This window comes from Xanthomonas sp. WHRI 7064, from assembly GCF_040202355.2.
Taxonomy (GTDB): Bacteria; Pseudomonadota; Gammaproteobacteria; order Xanthomonadales; family Xanthomonadaceae; genus Xanthomonas; species Xanthomonas arboricola.
The window spans coordinates 916,915-932,427 of sequence record NZ_CP167821.1; the positions used below are offsets into that span (position 1 = coordinate 916,915).

13 protein-coding genes are annotated in these 15,513 nt (G+C 66.0%); 10 read left to right on the top strand and 3 right to left on the bottom strand.

The features are described from left to right. The first annotated feature begins 16 nt into the window (after nt 1–16). Nucleotides 17–958, top strand: coding sequence for a phosphogluconate dehydrogenase (NAD(+)-dependent, decarboxylating) (gnd, locus tag ABQY74_RS03920; RefSeq protein ID WP_102583447.1), 942 nt, complete (start codon nt 17–19; stop codon nt 956–958). Between the two features lie 204 nt (nt 959–1,162). On the opposite strand, the gene ABQY74_RS03925 is transcribed toward gnd, so the two are convergent. Further along, nucleotides 1,163–2,230, bottom strand: coding sequence for an oxidoreductase (locus ABQY74_RS03925; protein ID WP_102583446.1), 1,068 nt, complete (start codon nt 2,228–2,230; stop codon nt 1,163–1,165). A gap of 150 nt (nt 2,231–2,380) precedes the next feature. Here ABQY74_RS03925 and ABQY74_RS03930 point away from each other — a divergent pair, with 150 nt between their 5' ends. The 5 genes from ABQY74_RS03930 to folK all read left to right on the top strand — a co-directional run bounded on the left by ABQY74_RS03930 (nt 2,381) and on the right by folK (nt 7,401). Continuing rightward, complete coding sequence (locus ABQY74_RS03930; RefSeq protein WP_349794155.1) at nt 2,381–2,755, top strand: BON domain-containing protein; 375 nt, start codon at nt 2,381–2,383, stop codon at nt 2,753–2,755. Nucleotides 2,756–3,041: 286 nt separating this feature from the next. Next, nucleotides 3,042–4,853: an ATP-binding protein gene (locus tag ABQY74_RS03935; protein ID WP_039523446.1), complete on the top strand. Its 1,812-nt coding sequence runs from the start codon at nt 3,042–3,044 to the stop codon at nt 4,851–4,853. Next, nucleotides 4,850–5,290, top strand: coding sequence for a response regulator (locus tag ABQY74_RS03940; protein ID WP_016900854.1), 441 nt, complete (start codon nt 4,850–4,852; stop codon nt 5,288–5,290). The genes ABQY74_RS03935 and ABQY74_RS03940 overlap by 4 nt, the downstream gene beginning before the upstream one ends. Before the next feature lie 3 nt (nt 5,291–5,293). Beyond that, nucleotides 5,294–6,796, top strand: a complete 1,503-nt coding sequence (locus tag ABQY74_RS03945) for a hybrid sensor histidine kinase/response regulator (protein ID WP_039523449.1) — start codon at nt 5,294–5,296, stop codon at nt 6,794–6,796. Nucleotides 6,797–6,888: 92 nt separating this feature from the next. Then, nucleotides 6,889–7,401, top strand: coding sequence for a 2-amino-4-hydroxy-6-hydroxymethyldihydropteridine diphosphokinase (gene folK, locus ABQY74_RS03950; RefSeq protein WP_016900856.1), 513 nt, complete (start codon nt 6,889–6,891; stop codon nt 7,399–7,401). Between the two features lie 12 nt (nt 7,402–7,413). On the opposite strand, the gene ABQY74_RS03955 is transcribed toward folK, so the two are convergent. Continuing rightward, the gene (locus ABQY74_RS03955; RefSeq protein ID WP_039523452.1) at nt 7,414–8,151 is read right to left on the bottom strand and encodes a pteridine reductase; all 738 of its coding nucleotides are present in this window, start codon (nt 8,149–8,151) and stop codon (nt 7,414–7,416) included. Between ABQY74_RS03955 and ABQY74_RS03960 the strand changes: the two genes are divergently transcribed. Then, entirely contained in the window at nt 8,150–9,403 is a 1,254-nt protein-coding gene (locus ABQY74_RS03960; protein WP_349794158.1) for an SAM-dependent methyltransferase, read from the top strand. The genes ABQY74_RS03955 and ABQY74_RS03960 overlap by 2 nt on opposite strands. Next, nucleotides 9,391–9,807: a VanZ family protein gene (locus tag ABQY74_RS03965; RefSeq protein WP_102583443.1), complete on the top strand. Its 417-nt coding sequence runs from the start codon at nt 9,391–9,393 to the stop codon at nt 9,805–9,807. Before ABQY74_RS03960 ends, ABQY74_RS03965 begins: the two co-directional genes overlap by 13 nt. Before the next feature lie 322 nt (nt 9,808–10,129). On the opposite strand, the gene ABQY74_RS03970 is transcribed toward ABQY74_RS03965, so the two are convergent. Beyond that, nucleotides 10,130–10,990, bottom strand: coding sequence for a 2OG-Fe(II) oxygenase (locus tag ABQY74_RS03970; RefSeq protein WP_047126051.1), 861 nt, complete (start codon nt 10,988–10,990; stop codon nt 10,130–10,132). 189 nt (nt 10,991–11,179) lie between these two features. On the opposite strand from ABQY74_RS03970, the gene ABQY74_RS03975 reads away from it, so the two are divergent. Continuing rightward, nucleotides 11,180–12,658 (top strand): hypothetical protein, encoded by a 1,479-nt coding sequence (locus ABQY74_RS03975; RefSeq protein WP_024939662.1) that lies wholly within the window; start codon nt 11,180–11,182, stop codon nt 12,656–12,658. A 78-nt stretch (nt 12,659–12,736) separates the two neighbouring features. After that, on the top strand, nt 12,737–15,391 hold the full coding sequence (locus ABQY74_RS03980; RefSeq protein WP_349794161.1) for a TonB-dependent receptor domain-containing protein: 2,655 nt from the start codon (nt 12,737–12,739) through the stop codon (nt 15,389–15,391). Nucleotides 15,392–15,513: the final 122 nt, after the last annotated feature.

Below are 15,513 nucleotides of genomic sequence, written 5' to 3' on the forward strand. Positions count from 1 at the left end.
ATCATGAGGAGCGATTATGGAACTGGGTATGGTGGGTTTGGGCCGCATGGGCGCCAACATGGCCGAGCGCCTGGTGCACGGCGGACACCGCGTGCATGGCTACGATCCGGGCGAAGGTGCGCGTAGCAGTGCGCAGGCCAAGGGCATTGTCACTGCCGATGCGCTGGCCGCGCTGGTGTCCGCGCTGCCGAGCCCGCGCGTGGTGTGGTTGATGGTGCCGGCGGGCAAGATCGTCGACGACACCCTGGGGCAGCTGCTGCCGCTGTTGCAGGCCGGCGACATCGTCATCGACGGCGGCAATTCGTACTACAAGGATTCGCAACGCCGCGCCGCGCTGCTGCATGCCAGTGGGATCGCCTTTGTCGATTGCGGCACCAGCGGCGGCGTCTGGGGCCTGCAGGAAGGCTACAGCCTGATGGTCGGCGGCGACGAAGCGGCGGTGACCACGCTGCATCCGGTCCTGGCCACGTTGGCGCCGGCAGCGGACAAGGGCTGGGGCCGCGTCGGCCCGAGCGGCGCCGGCCACTTCACCAAGATGGTCCACAACGGCATCGAGTACGGAATGATGCAGGCTTATGCCGAGGGCTTCGCGCTGATGCAGCACAAGACCGACTTTGCGCTGGATCTGCACCAGGTCGCCGAGATCTGGCGCGATGGCAGCGTGGTGCGTTCGTGGCTGCTGGACCTCACCGCCGATGCGCTGGCGCACAATCCGACCATGGCTGGTATCGCTCCATTCGTGGCCGATTCGGGCGAAGGGCGCTGGACGGTGGCAGAGGCGATCGACCTGGAAGTGTCGGCGCCGATTATCACCTTGTCACTGATGGAGCGGCTGCGCTCGCGCGACAAGGATTCGTTCACCGACAAGCTGCTGGCTGCAATGCGCAACCAGTTCGGTGGTCATGCGGTCAAGACCACCACGGAAGCTGCGCCGACGATCGGCAGCAAGGACGTCTGAGCGATCTCCGACGCCTGCGCGCCTGCATGGCGGGCGCGCAGGGCAGTCTGTTCCATTGCGTCTATGTCGGGCGACTGCCGGCGTGCGCGCTGACTGAGTGCAGTGCGCATTGACGCGGTGCCCGCACGTGGCAGCGCAGGACGCGAGCGCGCCATGCCGATGCCCAATATCGGCTGGGCGCCTGCACCGGCGCCCTGCCGTGCATCAATCGCGCGAAGCCGCGCTTGCGCCTTCCAGCCATTGCACCTGGCCCGAGGCGGCGCTGCGTTGCGCCAGTTCCAGCAGTTCCATCACTTGCACCGCGTCGGCACCGCTGACCGGTGCCGGGCCGGCGCCTGCCAGGGCATCGCGAAATGCGGCGTAGCACTGGCGGTAGTCGCCCGGCGCGGTATCGGGTTGGTGGGTGTGCACGCGGCCTTCGTCGTCGACGCGGGTCAGCGTGCCCGGAAGCGGGTCCACGCCCCAACCTGCGGTACCGGGGCGGCGTCCGGCGCGCAGCTGGTCTTCCTGGGTATCCAGCCCGTGCTTGAGGTAGCTGCCACGGGTGCCGTGCACGGCAAAGCGCAGGCCGCTGTCGGCCACCAGCGAGCCGGCATGCAGGATCACGCGCAGCCGCGGGTAACGCAGGGTGACATGGAAATAGTCGTCGCTGCGCGCCTGGCTGCGCTGGCGCTGCAGGTCCGCGCCGATCGCCTGCGGCGTGCCGAACAACTGCAGCGCCTGATCGAGCAGATGTGGCCCCAGGTCGTACCAGAGACCGGCGCCGGGGATGTCACTTTCGCGCCAGCGGTCGCGCACCTGCGGCCGGAAGCGGTCGAAGTGCGAATGGAATTCCACCACCTCGCCCAACTGGCCTTCGTCGATCAGCCGGCGCACGGTGAGGAAGTCCGCATCCCAGCGCCGGTTCTGGAACACGCTGACGATGCGCCCGGCTGCCGCCGCAGCAGCCACCACTTCGCGCGCCTGTGCAGCGTCCAGTGCAAAGGGTTTGTCCACCAGCACATGCTTGCCGGCGGCCAGGGCCTGCAACGCGAACGGCGCGTGGGTCTGGTTGGGGGTGGCCAGCACCACCGCATCCAGTGCCGGATCGGCCAGTGCCGTTTCCAGATCGGCCAGCACGGCGACATCGGGAAAGTCGGCTTGTACCTGCTGCGGCTTGGACGACACCACGCTGTGCAGGGCCAGGCCCGGGGTGCCGGCGATCAGCGGGGCATGGAAGGTGCGGCCGACATAGCCATAGCCGACGACGGCCAGATTGAACGGTTTAGGCATTGAAAACGGTTCATCGCAACGACGGAGGAGGCCTGCATGGTATTGCACCCACCCGTGTGCGACGGGTTCACAACCCCTGCATCCGGCAGTCACGTGTGCACGACGAGCGCCACTGCAGACTGCCGCCACATTCACAGGAGGGTACATCCGATGAAGAACATCACACATGCACGCAAGTTGCTGGCCCTGGCGCTGTCGCTCGGTCTGACGCTGGGTGCCTCGCAGGCATTCGCTGCGCCGCAGGAGCACGCTGCGCACAAGGATCACGCTGCCGACAACATCAACGAATCCAAGAAGCCGGTGACCGACACCTGGATCACCACCAAGGTGAAGGCCGATCTGCTGGCGACCGACAAGGTGTCGGGCACCGACGTCAAGGTCGAGACCAAGAACGGCATCGTCACCCTGACCGGCACGGTTGCCACCAAGGCCGAGCACGACAAGGCCGTGGCAGTTGCCAAGGGCATCGAAGGCGTCAAGAGCGTCAAGTCCACCGGCCTGAAGGTCGTTGCTGCAAAGATGTAATTGCAGCGGTAGCGAATGCCGGGGCAGCCGAGGCGAGGCGGCTGAACCGAGCACAAGGCGCACTCCATGGAGTGCGCCTTTTTTGTTGCCTGCGCGCACGACGGGCACGCCGACGGGCGGCCGGGCGCTCGCGCCATTTTCACGTTTACTGCACTTATGATATGCCCATTCAGCTATGTCGCCGTGGGAGTGATCAGGCTGAATCGTTAATCTCATCTTGGGCCTGATCGGAGACAATGCCGACTTGCCTTCGGGGCCCTGGCAGCGAGCGGATACCGACCTAGCAATGCAGACAACGGTCCAAGAAGACAGATGGGATCGCTGGCGCCTGCCGTTACTGGCAGTTGCCGTGTTCCTGATTGTGGTGGTGCCGTCGTTGCTGCTGCAGCAGATGGCGCACAACGCCAACCAGGCCGCGGTGTGGGTATCGCATAGCCAGGAAGTGCAGGAGACCGCCCAGCGCCTGGAAGCGGCGATGCGCGACACCGAATCGGCAGCCTTGATGCGCTCGCACGGCGTGCAGCGCCCGGCCCTGCTGGAGCGCATGCGGCGCGGCCGGCGCGAGTCGCTGGCCGCGGTGCAGCGGCTGATCGTGCTGACCAAGGACAACCCTGCGCAGCAGGTGCGGATGGGGCGCATCCAGAGCACGATCGAGCGGCGCCTGTTGCTGGCCGAGCGGATCGCGGTGACCACCGCACCGGAGCAGATCCGTCTGCTGATCAACGACATGACCCTGAACAACCCGATCCGCGTGCTGATCGACGAGTTGCAGGATGCCGAGGGCAAGCTGCTGGAGTTGCGCAATGCGCGTGCCGATACCGAACGCACGCATTACGCGGTGTTGAGCTGGGGCACGTTGGTGGTGCAGTTGCTGCTGCTGGGCACGGTGACCTGGTTGCTGCAGCGGCAGATCCGTCGCCGCCTGGCGGTCGAGCAGGAATACCTGCGCGCCAACGGCCGCGCGTCGTCGGTGCTGCAGACCGTGCGCGAGCCGATCGTGCTGCTGGATTCCAGCCAGCGCATCCTGCTGCACAACCCGGCGTTTGCCGAGTTGTACGGGCTGGACGAGCGCGGCAACGAATCGATGCCGCTGGAGGACGTGGGCGGGGGCGTGTGGCGCGATGCGCAGATCCATCAGCGGCTGGCCGATGTGCTGTTGCGCGGCCGCGAGTTGTGGGACTACGAACACGAGCAGCGCGCCGCCGACGGCGTGCTGCGCACCATGTTGATCAACGCGCGGCGCATGCCGCTGCCGGACACCAGCGACGAAGACGTGGTGCTGATGACGGTTAGCGACATCAGCCTGCAGAAGGCCTCGCAGCTGCGCATCCAGGAGCTCAACCGGCAGATGGAGGGCAAGGTGGAGCAGGTGTCGGAGGTCAATCGCGAGCTGGAAGCCTTCAGCTATTCGGTCTCGCACGACCTGCGCGCGCCGCTGCGCCATGTGGCCGGATTCTCCGACAAGCTGGCGCGCCACCTGGGCGATGCGGCGGACGAAAAATCGCGTCACTACATGGAAGTGATCAGCAGTTCAGCGCGGCGCATGGCGTCGCTGATCGACGATCTGCTGGTGTACTCGCGCCTGGGCCGCAGCGCGCTGCGGTTGCAGGCGGTGGACATGCAGTCGCTGGTGTCGGAAACCCGCGCGATCCTGGATTCCAACGTGCAGAGCGAGAACACCGGCCACCGTGTGGACTGGCATATCGCGCCGTTGCCGGTGCTGGTGGCCGACGAGAACATGATGCGCCAGCTGTGGATGAACCTGCTCGGCAATGCGGTGAAATACAGCACCAAGCGCGAGGTGGCCAGGATCGAGGTCACCTATACGCCGATGGCCGACGGCGGCCACCAGTTCAGCGTGCGCGACAACGGCGCCGGCTTCGACATGGAATACAGCGCCAAGTTGTTCGGCGTGTTCCAGCGCCTGCACAAGGCCAGCGAATATCCCGGTACCGGTATCGGCCTGGCCAGCGTGCGGCGCGTGCTGACGCGCCACGGCGGCCGGGTCTGGGCCGAAGGCGCGGTCGACGAAGGCGCCACGTTCTATTTTGTGCTTCCACCTGCGCTTGAAGCGCCCAACCAAGAGTTCAATGTATGACCGCCATCCGTACCATTCTTCTGGCAGAAGACAGCCCGGCCGATGCGGAAATGGCCGTCGACGCGCTGCGCGAAGCCCGCCTGGCCAATCCCATCGTGCACGTCGAGGACGGCGTGGAGACCATGGACTACCTGTTGCGTCGGGGCATCTTCGCCGATCGCGAGGAAGGCCTGCCGGCGGTGTTGCTGCTGGACATCAAGATGCCGCGCCTGGACGGGCTGGAAGTGCTCAAGCAGATCCGTAGCGAGGAGTCGCTCAAGCGTCTGCCGGTGGTGATCCTGTCGTCCTCGCGCGAAGAGAGCGACCTGGCCCGCAGCTGGGACCTGGGCGTGAATGCCTATGTGGTCAAGCCGGTGGACGTGGATCAGTTCTTCAACGCAGTCAAGACGCTCGGCACCTTCTGGGCGGTCATCAATCAGGCACCGGAGCTGGACTGACCCATGCTGCAAGAGGGGGGCAAACTGGAGCAGCTGAAGATCCTTCTGGTGGAAGATTCACCGGAAGACGCCGAGCTGCTGTCCGATCAGCTGCTCGATGCCGGGCTGGATGCGGCGTTCGAGCGTGTGGACAGCGAGCCGTCGCTGCGTGCCGCGCTGGATGAATTCCAGCCGGACATCGTGCTGTCGGATCTGAGCATGCCCGGTTTTTCCGGTCATCAGGCGCTGCGCCTGGTGCGCCAGAACGGCGCCACGCCCTTCATTTTCGTCTCCGGCACCATGGGCGAGGAGACCGCGGTCAAGGCGCTGCAGGACGGCGCCAACGACTACATCATCAAGCACAACCCGACCCGCCTGCCGAGCGCGGTGATCCGTGCGATCCGCGAGGCGCGCGCCGACCTGGAACGCCAGCGCGTGGAGAGCGAGCTGATGCGCGCGCAGCGGCTGGAAAGCCTTGCGATGCTGGCGGCCGGGTTGAGCCACGACCTGCGCAACATCCTGCAGCCGTTGCTGATCGTGCCCGACCTGCTGGCCGGACGCACCGATGATCCGCAGCTGCGCCAGCTGGCCAACGTGGTGGCCGAGTGCGGCCGGCGCGGGCATGAGATGGCCGAGTCGATGCTCTCGTTCGTGCGTGGCTCCAACAAGCCGCGCGAGCAGGTGTCGATCGCCAGCCTGTTCCAGGCCGTGCAGATGTTGCTCAAGAGCAGCCTGCCCGACGGCGTGCGCCTGCAGATGGACACGATCCCGCTGGATCTGACCATCGAGGCCAACTACACCGAGTTGCAGCAGTGCCTGCTCAACCTGGGCCTGAACGCGATCCAGGCGATGCCGGGCGGCGGGATGCTGACCCTGTCGGCCGATCGCCACGACGGCACGCGTGTGCGCATGAGCGTGGCCGACACCGGCGTGGGCATGAGCGAGGACACCCGCGCACGCCTGTTCAGTCCGTTCTTCACCACCAAGGCCGATGGCACCGGCCTGGGGCTGATCTCCTGCAAGCGCATCGTCGAAAGCTACGGCGGCAGCATCGTGGTCGACAGCCGCCTGGGCGAGGGCACGCGGTTCGACATGATCGTGCCGATGCGTGCGGCCGCGGTGACGATTGCCGACACCGAGCCGCCGCTGGCCTTGGGGCATGGGCAGCGCATCCTGCTGGTGGATGGCGAGGCCACGCGCCTGTCGCTGCTGGGCAATGCCTTGTCCAGCCAGGGCTATCAACCGCAGCTGGCCACCGATGGCGCGGCGGCGCTGCAGCTGGTGCAGCAGCACGCGATGCCGGACCTGGTGATCATCGACAGCGACATCATCCAGCTCTCGGCGGTGAGCGTGTTGTTGAGCATGCAGGAGCTGGGCTATCACGGCCCGGCGATCGTGCTCGAGGATGTCGGCGCGCCGCTGCAACGTTCGCACTTCCCGCCGGATATCCCGGTGCATGTGCTGCGCAAACCGCTGGAAATGCGCCGGGTGTTCCGCGCGGTGGCGCATGCGCTGGAAGTGGCCTGAGGCCAAGGTCTGGCGCGCTGCGGGCGGGCAGGCTCAGATGCGGCACGATTGCAACAGTTGACGCCCACGCTGGCCGCATGCGCGAATAACGCATGACCACCGTGCTTCTCAGCCTCGGCAGCAACGTCCAGCCGACCCACTACCTGCGCCTGGCCGTCGACGCCTTGCGCGCACGCTTCGGCCAGCTTGCCGTCTCGCCGGCGTATCGCACGCCGGCGGTGGGCTTCGACGGGCCGGACTTCGTCAACAACGCCGTGGCGCTGGACACGGACATGGACCTGGCTGCGCTGGACCACTGGCTGCATGCGCTGGAAGATGCGCACGGCCGCGATCGCAGCGGCCCGCGTTTCAGCGACCGCACCCTGGATGTGGATGTGGTGTTCTTCGGCGATTGCATCATCGAAGGCCCCGGGCATCTGCGCATCCCGCGGCCTGAGCTCAAGCATGCCTTCGTGTTGAAGCCGCTGGCCGATATCGCTCCCGACTTTGTCGATCCGCTGAGTGGGCAGACCCTGGCCGCGCTGTGGCAGGCGCATCCGCAGCACGGCATCGCGTTCACGACGGTGGCGCTGGACGCGGCCCCGGCGCTGGATGTGGCGCGCTAGCGCCGTTGCAGCTCAACTGAGCTGGCGGCCGCCGTCCACATGCAGGGTGTGGCCGGTGACGAAGCCGGCGTCGTCCAGCAGCCAGCGCACTGCCTCGGCGATTTCCTCGGGCGTGCCGATGCGGGCCAGCGGCGTGCGTGCGAGCAGCGCCTGCCTGGCCGCTGCGGATTTGCCTTCCTCCGGCCACAGGATCGCGCCGGGCGCGACCGCGTTGACGCGCACCTCCGGTGCCAGTTCCAGGGCGAGCGAGCGGGTCAGCATTTCCAGCGCACTCTTGGACGCGCCGTACAGCGGGTGATTGCGCATCGGCTGCTGCGCGTGCAGGTCGGTGATGTTGACGATGGCACCGCGATGATGGCGCAGCTGCGCGGCGGCAGCCTGGGCGATGAAGAACGGCGCGCGTGCATTGACTGCGAACAACTCGTCCCATTGCGCGGCTGTCGCTGCGCCGAGCGCGGTGGGGTAGAACGCGGAGGCATTGTTGACCACGCCATCCAGGCGGCCGAACGCGGCGATGCAGTCGGCGACCAGCTGTGCCGGCGCCTCCGGCAAGCGCAGATCGGCGTGCAAGGCCTGCGCGCTGCCGGCGCGCAGGGCGCACAGCTCCGCTACGCGCGCGCCGAGCGCCTCGCCGGAGCGGTGCGCATGCAGGGCAACGCGGTAGCCGGCCGCATGCAGCGTGGTGGCGATCTGCGCGCCAATCCGGCGACCTGCACCGGTGATCAACACCACCTTGGAACTGTCTGTCATGGCGTACTCGCTCGGCGTTGCAAAGGGCTCGGCTATCCTGTGCATTGTCCCCGCAACCGGTGCCCGCATGCACGCCGACCTTCCTACTCCCGATCCGGACGCCCTGGCGCATAGCGAACGGCTGGCCGCGCATCTGCGCGCCGAGATCGCCGCCGCCGGTGGTGCGATTCCGTTCTCGCGTTTCATGGAGCTGGCGTTGTACGCGCCGGGTCTGGGCTATTACAGCGCCGGCTCCAGCAAGTTCGGCGAGGCTGGTGATTTCGTCACCGCACCGGAGCTGGGGCCGTTGTTCGCGGCCACCGTGTCCGGTGCGCTGGCACCGGTGCTGCAGCAGCTCGGGCCGCAGGCGCGCGTGCTGGAAGTGGGCGGCGGCAGCGGTGCATTTGCCGAAGTCACGCTCAAGCGCCTGCTCGAGCTGGATGCGCTGCCGGAGCGTTACGCGATCCTGGAGCCCAGCGCCGACCTGCGCGAGCGTCAGCGCGAGCGGCTGGGACGCAGCCTGATCCCGCCGGTCTTCGATCTGGTCGAGTGGCTGGACGGGCCGTTCCCGGACGATTGGGACGGGGTTCTGTTCGCCAACGAAGTGATCGACGCATTGCCCACGCCGCGCTTCACGCTGCGCGATGGCGAGGTGTATGAGGAAACCGTGGTGCTGGATGCGCAGCAGCAATTCGCGCGCGGCGAGCAGCCGGCCGATGCATTGCTGGGCGCGGCGGTGCGGCATCTGGAGCGTTATCTGGAGCAGCCCTTCGCCGATGGTTATCGCTCCGAGTTACTGCCGCAGTTGCCTTACTGGATCCAGGCGGTGGCCGGCGGTCTGAAGCGCGGCGCGATGTTGTTCGTCGATTACGGTTACCCGCGTGGCGAGTTCTATCGTGCGCAGCGCGAAGACGGCACCCTGCGCGCGTTCTATCGCCATCGCATGCATGAGGATTTGTATCGCTGGCCGGGCCTGCAGGATCTGACTGCGTCGGTGGACTTCACTGCGTTGGCCGAAGCCGGCACCGGAGCCGGTTTCGAACTGGCCGGCTACTGCACGCAAGCGAGCTTTCTGCTCGGCAACGGCCTGGATGCGTTGCTGGCGCAGGCCGACACGCGCACCGACGAGGTAGGGCGCATGCGGCTGCGTGAGCAGATCAAGCGGCTGACCTTGCCCAGCGAAATGGGCGAGCGCTTCCAGGTGATGGGTTTTGCGCGCGACGTCGATTTTGCGCCGGCATTTCTGGCGGGCGATCTCACATGGCGGTTGTGAGTCCGGCGCTGCGTCCATTCCAGCGGCCGCGGTTGTGGGTCGGCCTGTGGATCACCGCAATCCTGGTGGTGATTGCGGTATGCATGGGGCCGCCGCCAGAGTTTCCGGAATTGCCGTCCAACAGCGACAAGGCCGAGCATTTTTTGACGTTCGCGCTGTTGTGCTGGGGGGCGGTGCAGCTGTTCGCCACCCGCCGCGCGCTGTTGTCTGCGGCGTTCGGATTGGTGCTGCTGGGGATCGGCATCGAGATCGCGCAAGGCGCACTGACCACCAACCGCAGCGCGGATCCGTACGATGCGCTGGCCGACACGTTGGGCATCCTCGCCGGCCTGTGCCTGGCGTGGACGCCACTGCGGTTGGTGATGTTGGGGATGGACAAGCGCATGTTTGGGTCGCGCGGGTAGATTTGTTGTAGAGCGGCTGGTCTGCGACTTTTTTGCAGGGCCCTTGCCCGCCCACCATCGCAGGACACGCCGCAAGTACGTCCCTGTAGGCTCTTACGCGGCATCCATGCCGCGTAAGGTCCCGCGACGGTGAGCGGGCAAGGACCCGTCGAGATGGTCGGTGCGCGTGGCTCTCAATAAAAACAGTCAGCAAACTCTCTGGTGCGGTGTTCTCGACGCTGTGAGTTTGCTGCAAGGACCGGTGGCGATGGTCGGTGTGCAACGTTGAGAGCCGTGCGCGATGCTCGTCCACCTGCGACTGCGTAGCTTTCAATCTTCGCTCTCAGCCGGGCATGCGCACCGCGCGTTCGCGTAGCCATTTGGTCGCCACCCACTTTTCGCCGGCCAGAACCGGTGCGCCGGCATGCAGGCTGCGTGTCATTGGATGCGGGCGGTCGTAGCTGAAGAACACCGCATTGCCCTTCACCGCAGCGACGTCCAGGTGCGCATCGGGAAAGCGCGTGGCGCCGCCGCGTTCGGGCGTGTTGAGATACATCACCAGCGATGCGACGCGTTGGCCGCCGGCCTGCAGCAACACCGGCGTGCCGGCGGCCGCGGGGTCGAAGTAATCGTAGTGCGGTTGATACTCGGCGCCGGTGGCATAGCGCAGGACCTGCAGTCCCTCGCCGTGGTCCACGGGCCAGTCGAGCAGGCGGGCAATGCGTGCTTCGATGCGTTGGCACAGCGCATCCTGGCCCAGCTGCAGGCACATGCTGTGGCTGGTGCGTGCGGCATGCACGATCTGCGCGCCGTTGTCGTTGTCCACCGTGCGCGAACGCGCCAGGCGTGGCTGCGCCAGTGCGATCAATGCCTCGCACTCGGCATCGGACAAAAAATCGCCCAGCACCACCACGCGCGGCAGCAACAGGCTGACCAGCACGCGCACCTGGCGATCGCCCAGATCCAGCAACGAGGCATCGTTGTCCTGCAGCACTGCGGGCACGCGCACCGGCACCGGCAGGCCGTGTGTCTGCGCGTGTTGCTGGATGTGGTCGCGCAGCAGGGCCTCGACTGCGTCGATGGCGTCCTGTTCGTTCCACCCCTGATCCAGGAGCGGCTGTAGCGCTTGTTCGGGCGGCTGGCCGGCCATTGCCTGCGCAATGATCCAGTCGCCCAGGGCTGCGGGGATGGGGGTCGACGTCATCCCCCTACAGTGCATGTCAATGTGTGGCAGACATGTGTCAATTGTGTCGTCGTAAGACAAATGACACAGACAGCCCCTATAAAAGTGACGGGGATCTTGAACGTGCTCGCCACTGCAGTGAGCGGAACGCAACCAATTCTTGACGACTCCTCTTCATACCGGACCTTTTTTGACCTGGAGATCAGCCGCATGTCCGTTCGCAATAGCAGCAAGACACTTCTCATGACCTTTGGTACCGCGCTGGCCTTGTCGGCCTGCGGTGGTGGTGCCGATCGTGTCGCCTCGCCCGGCGAGGGCGCATTTCCGCCGGCACCAACGCCGGCTCCCGCACCGACCCCGGCGCCCACGCCTGCACCGACGCCCGCTCCGGCACCGACCGGCCCGGCCGCCGATTGCCCGACCGGTTTCTCCAACGTCGGCACCATCGCCAACAACACGTTGCGCGCCTGCCAGCTGCCGGACACCATCAACGGCAACCTGGTGGTGCCGGCACGTGCGGGCACGGCGTATTCGATCAGCGGACGCGTCAACGTGGGCACCGACCGCGGCGGCAACGCCATCGCACCGGCCGCCGGCAGCACGCAGGGCATCCTGACCATCGAGCCGGGCGTGACCCTGTTCGGCTCGGCGGGTAGCGACTACATCGTGGTCAACCGCGGTTCGCAGATCTTTGCCGAAGGCAGCGCCACCGCCCCGATCGTGTTCACTGCGCGCCAGGCGCTTGAGGGTCAGGTCAGCGCCAACACCATCGGCTTGTGGGGTGGCATCGTGGTGCTGGGCCGTGCGGCCATCAACAACTGCCCGGGCACCACGGTCTCCGGTACGCCGGAATGCCAGGCACAGGTGGAAGGTACCAACGCGTTCTACGGCGGCAACAGCGCCACCGACAACAGCGGCTCCATGCGCTACCTGCGGGTGATGTATTCGGGCTTCGAAATTTCGCCCAACAACGAGCTGCAGGGCATCACCCTGGCCGGCGTGGGTAGCGGCACGCGCCTGGATCATGTGCAGATCCACAATAGCTCCGACGACGGTATCGAATGGTTCGGTGGCACCGTCAACGGCAGCCACATCGTGATCACCGGCGCCGACGATGATTCGCTGGATACCGATGCCGGCTGGAACGGCGCCCTGCAGTTCGGCATCGTGGTGCAGCGCGCCGGTGGCGGCGACCGCATGAACGAGTGGAGCAGCCTGCGCCGTCAGCCGTATTCGCGTCCGAAGGTGGCCAACTTCACCTACGTGGGCAATGCGCGCGCCGGTGCGGCGATCATGCTCAACCAGGGCACCCAGGCCGCGTTCTACAACTCGGTCGTCACGCGTCCGGCCGGTGGCAGCGGTGATGGCCTGGTGTGCTTCAACCTGGCCGATGCCGACACGCTCGGGACCTTCAACTCGGTGTTCTTCGCCTGCCCGACGGCCTTCGGCAGCGACGCGCGTGCGGCCACCCAGTTCGCGGCCGGCACCAACAACGTCGCCAACGGCGTGTCCACGTTGCAGAACACCTTCGTCAATGGCGCCAACGAAAGCGCCGTGCCGGCCTTCCAGGGCTTGAACGGGGTGAGCAGCTTCTTCCAGCAGGTGAACTACATCGGTGGCGTGCGCGATGCCAACGACACCTGGTGGCAGGGCTGGACCTGTGGCCTGACCGCCGATCGTCCCTGCTGAGGCACAGCATCACCAGGCGGCCATCAGGTCGCCTGGTGATGCGTCCAGCTTCATCTTTCAGTTGCCAGGGCTCCCACGATGCGAACCTCCGCTGTCGCCCGTCTCTCGCGGACGGGCCTGTCTCTTTCCATTTCCACCTTGCTGTTTTCCGGCGCTGCGCTGGCGCAGTCGACCACCACCGATGCCGGCGCCAGCAGCGGCAGTAGCAGCACCGCCACCAGTGCGCCCAGGCAACTCGACCAGGTCGTGGTGCGCGGCGAGTACATTCCCGAACCGATGCTGCAGACCTCGGAGGTGGCATCGTTCGTCACCCGTGAGGACATGGAGCGCACCGGCGACAGCAGCGCGGCGGTGGCGCTGACGCGTGTCACCGGGCTGAGCCTGTCGCGCGGCAAGTACGTGTATGTGCGCGGCCTGGGCGAGCGTTATTCCTCGGCCTTGTTCAACGGCTCGCCGTTGCCCAGCCCCGAGCCGATGCAGCGTGTGGTGCCGCTGGATCTGTTCCCCAGCGACGTGCTGGCCAGCGTGACCGTGCAGAAAACCTATTCGGCCGATTATCCGGGCGAATTCGGCGGCGGCGTGATCGATCTGCAATCGATGGCGGTGCCGGACAAACCGTTCCTGTCGCTGACCGTGGGTGGCGGCGTCAACAGCGTCAGCACCGGCGAAAAAGGCCTGACCTATTACGGCTCCGGCGATGACGAATGGGGCTACGACGATGGCACACGCAAGCAGCCTGCCGCGTTGCGCGATGCGATCCAGAGCGGCCGGCGCGTGGATCTGGGCAGTTTCTCGCGCGAGGACATCCGCCGTATCGGCCGCAGCTTGAACGACGCCAACCTGTATGTGCTGCAGGAAAAGGACAGCATCGCCCCGGACGTCAATGTCGGCGGCAGTGCCGGTTACAGCATGGACGTGGGCGAGGCCAAGCTGGGCATCATCGCGGTGGCCAGTTACGACAACGAGTGGCGCACGCGCACCGGCAAGCAGCAGGACGGCATCTTTGTCGGCGATACGGTCGAGTTCAATTCCAACTACGACTTCGCCACCACCCGCAACAACGTGCGCACCAACGGCATGCTGGGCCTGGGCTGGGAATACGGCCGCCACACCATCGGCTGGACCACCCTGTATGTGCACGATGCCTTGAAGGTGGCGCGCAGCCGCGCTGGCCGCGATGAGCTGGCCGGTTTCGATGTGCGCGACGACAACACCGAGTGGTACGAGCGCCAGCTGATCAACAACCAGCTGCGCGGCACGCACGCGTTCGGCGAGTACGACGATCTCAAGATCGAGTGGCGCGCAGCGGTGGCCAATGCCAGCCGCGATGTGCCGTACGAAACCGGCATTCGCTACGAGTTGCTCGATGGCTACTGGGCGCACGATGCCTCGCGCGTGCAGAACTACACCCGCTTCAGCAAGGTCGACGACAAGGTGGCCAGCGGCGGGGTGGATGTGACCTGGCGTTTGCCGATCGAGCATGACTTCACCGTCAAGGGCGGTCTGGCCTATCTGGACAACGATCGCAGCGCGTGGAGCCGCGAGTTCCGCTTCCTGGCGCTGGACGGCCCGCTGCCGTTCTACAACCAGTTCCAGCGTGTGGATTACCTGATCTCCGATTACAACCTCAGCAACGATCTGCTGCGTCTGCGCGAGACCACCGGCAGCTTCGGTGCGGCCGCGTACGATGCGACCCTGAAGGTCAAGGCGGCGTATCTGCAGGCCGAGGGTGAGATCGTGCCGACCCTGCGCGCCACCGTCGGTGTGCGCTACGAAGACGCCACCCAGGCGGTGCATCCGTACGACATCTTCACTGGCGTGCGCCAGGACAGCGTGGCACCGCTGGAGAACAGCTACGCGCTGCCATCGGCCACGGTGACCTGGAATTTTGCCGAGAACCAGCAGCTGCGCTTTGGTGCGTCCAAGACCATCGCGCGCCCGCAGTTCCGCGAGATGGCGCCGCAGCAGTATCTGGACCCGGATATCGACCGCCAGTTCTTCGGCAACCCGTTCCTAGTCGATAGCGAGCTGGTCAACCTGGATGCGCGGTACGAGTGGTTCTTCGAGCCGGGCGAGTATTTCACCGTCGGTGCGTTCTACAAGAGCATCGACAAGCCGATCGAAGCCATCGTCAACGATGCACCCGGCGGCGGCATCGTGCAGAGCTTCATCAATGCACCCGAGGCCACCTTGTACGGCATCGAGCTGGAGGCCAAGAAGTATCTGGACCTGCCGATCGCGGCCGACTGGTGGGGCGACAAGCGGGTGTTCGTGTCCGGCAACTACACGCGCACCAAGTCGGAGGTGAGTGCCAGCGATGGCGACACCGTGCAGCCGTTCGGCTTCACCGCACCGGTGCAGGCGACCTTGTTCATCCGCGATGGCTCGGCCTTGCAGGGGCAGTCCGATGACATCGCCAACCTGCAGATCGGTGTGGAAAGCGAGAGCACCCACAGCCAGGCCACCTTGATCGCCAACTATGTCGGCGAGCGGGTGTCCGCGCGTGGTCGGCCGGGGCAACCGGATTACATCGACAAGCCCGGCACCTCGCTGGATCTGGTGATCAAGAAGGGCCTGGTATGGTCGGGTAATACGCTGTCGTTGAACTTTGCCGCACGCAACCTGCTCAAGACCAAGTACCAGGAATATCAGAGCCTGGGCAGCAATCGGGTGGACCTGTACGAGTACCAGCCCGGCGTGACGTATGACCTGAGTGTGACAGCGCGCTTCTGATCCGACGCCCGCTGCCGGTATCGCAAACGCCCGCCCTGCCTCGCATGGCGGGCGTTTGCATCTGGGTCTGTGTCGCCGTGTGTCGGCCTGTGTCATCACTTTCTTCGAACTGACACATTGCT

Excerpts from the sequence above, each read along its gene's own strand:
- gnd (WP_102583447.1), top strand. The coding sequence starts at position 17 with ATGGAACTGGGTATGGTGGGTTTGGGCCGCATGGGCGCCAACATGGCC.
- ABQY74_RS03925 (WP_102583446.1), bottom strand. The coding sequence starts at position 2,230 with ATGCCTAAACCGTTCAATCTGGCCGTCGTCGGCTATGGCTATGTCGGC.
- ABQY74_RS03930 (WP_349794155.1), top strand. The coding sequence starts at position 2,381 with ATGAAGAACATCACACATGCACGCAAGTTGCTGGCCCTGGCGCTGTCG.
- ABQY74_RS03935 (WP_039523446.1), top strand. The coding sequence starts at position 3,042 with ATGCAGACAACGGTCCAAGAAGACAGATGGGATCGCTGGCGCCTGCCG.
- ABQY74_RS03940 (WP_016900854.1), top strand. The coding sequence starts at position 4,850 with ATGACCGCCATCCGTACCATTCTTCTGGCAGAAGACAGCCCGGCCGAT.
- ABQY74_RS03945 (WP_039523449.1), top strand. The coding sequence starts at position 5,294 with ATGCTGCAAGAGGGGGGCAAACTGGAGCAGCTGAAGATCCTTCTGGTG.
- folK (WP_016900856.1), top strand. The coding sequence starts at position 6,889 with ATGACCACCGTGCTTCTCAGCCTCGGCAGCAACGTCCAGCCGACCCAC.
- ABQY74_RS03960 (WP_349794158.1), top strand. The coding sequence starts at position 8,150 with ATGGCGTACTCGCTCGGCGTTGCAAAGGGCTCGGCTATCCTGTGCATT.
- ABQY74_RS03955 (WP_039523452.1), bottom strand. The coding sequence starts at position 8,151 with ATGACAGACAGTTCCAAGGTGGTGTTGATCACCGGTGCAGGTCGCCGG.
- ABQY74_RS03965 (WP_102583443.1), top strand. The coding sequence starts at position 9,391 with ATGGCGGTTGTGAGTCCGGCGCTGCGTCCATTCCAGCGGCCGCGGTTG.
- ABQY74_RS03970 (WP_047126051.1), bottom strand. The coding sequence starts at position 10,990 with ATGACGTCGACCCCCATCCCCGCAGCCCTGGGCGACTGGATCATTGCG.
- ABQY74_RS03975 (WP_024939662.1), top strand. The coding sequence starts at position 11,180 with ATGTCCGTTCGCAATAGCAGCAAGACACTTCTCATGACCTTTGGTACC.
- ABQY74_RS03980 (WP_349794161.1), top strand. The coding sequence starts at position 12,737 with ATGCGAACCTCCGCTGTCGCCCGTCTCTCGCGGACGGGCCTGTCTCTT.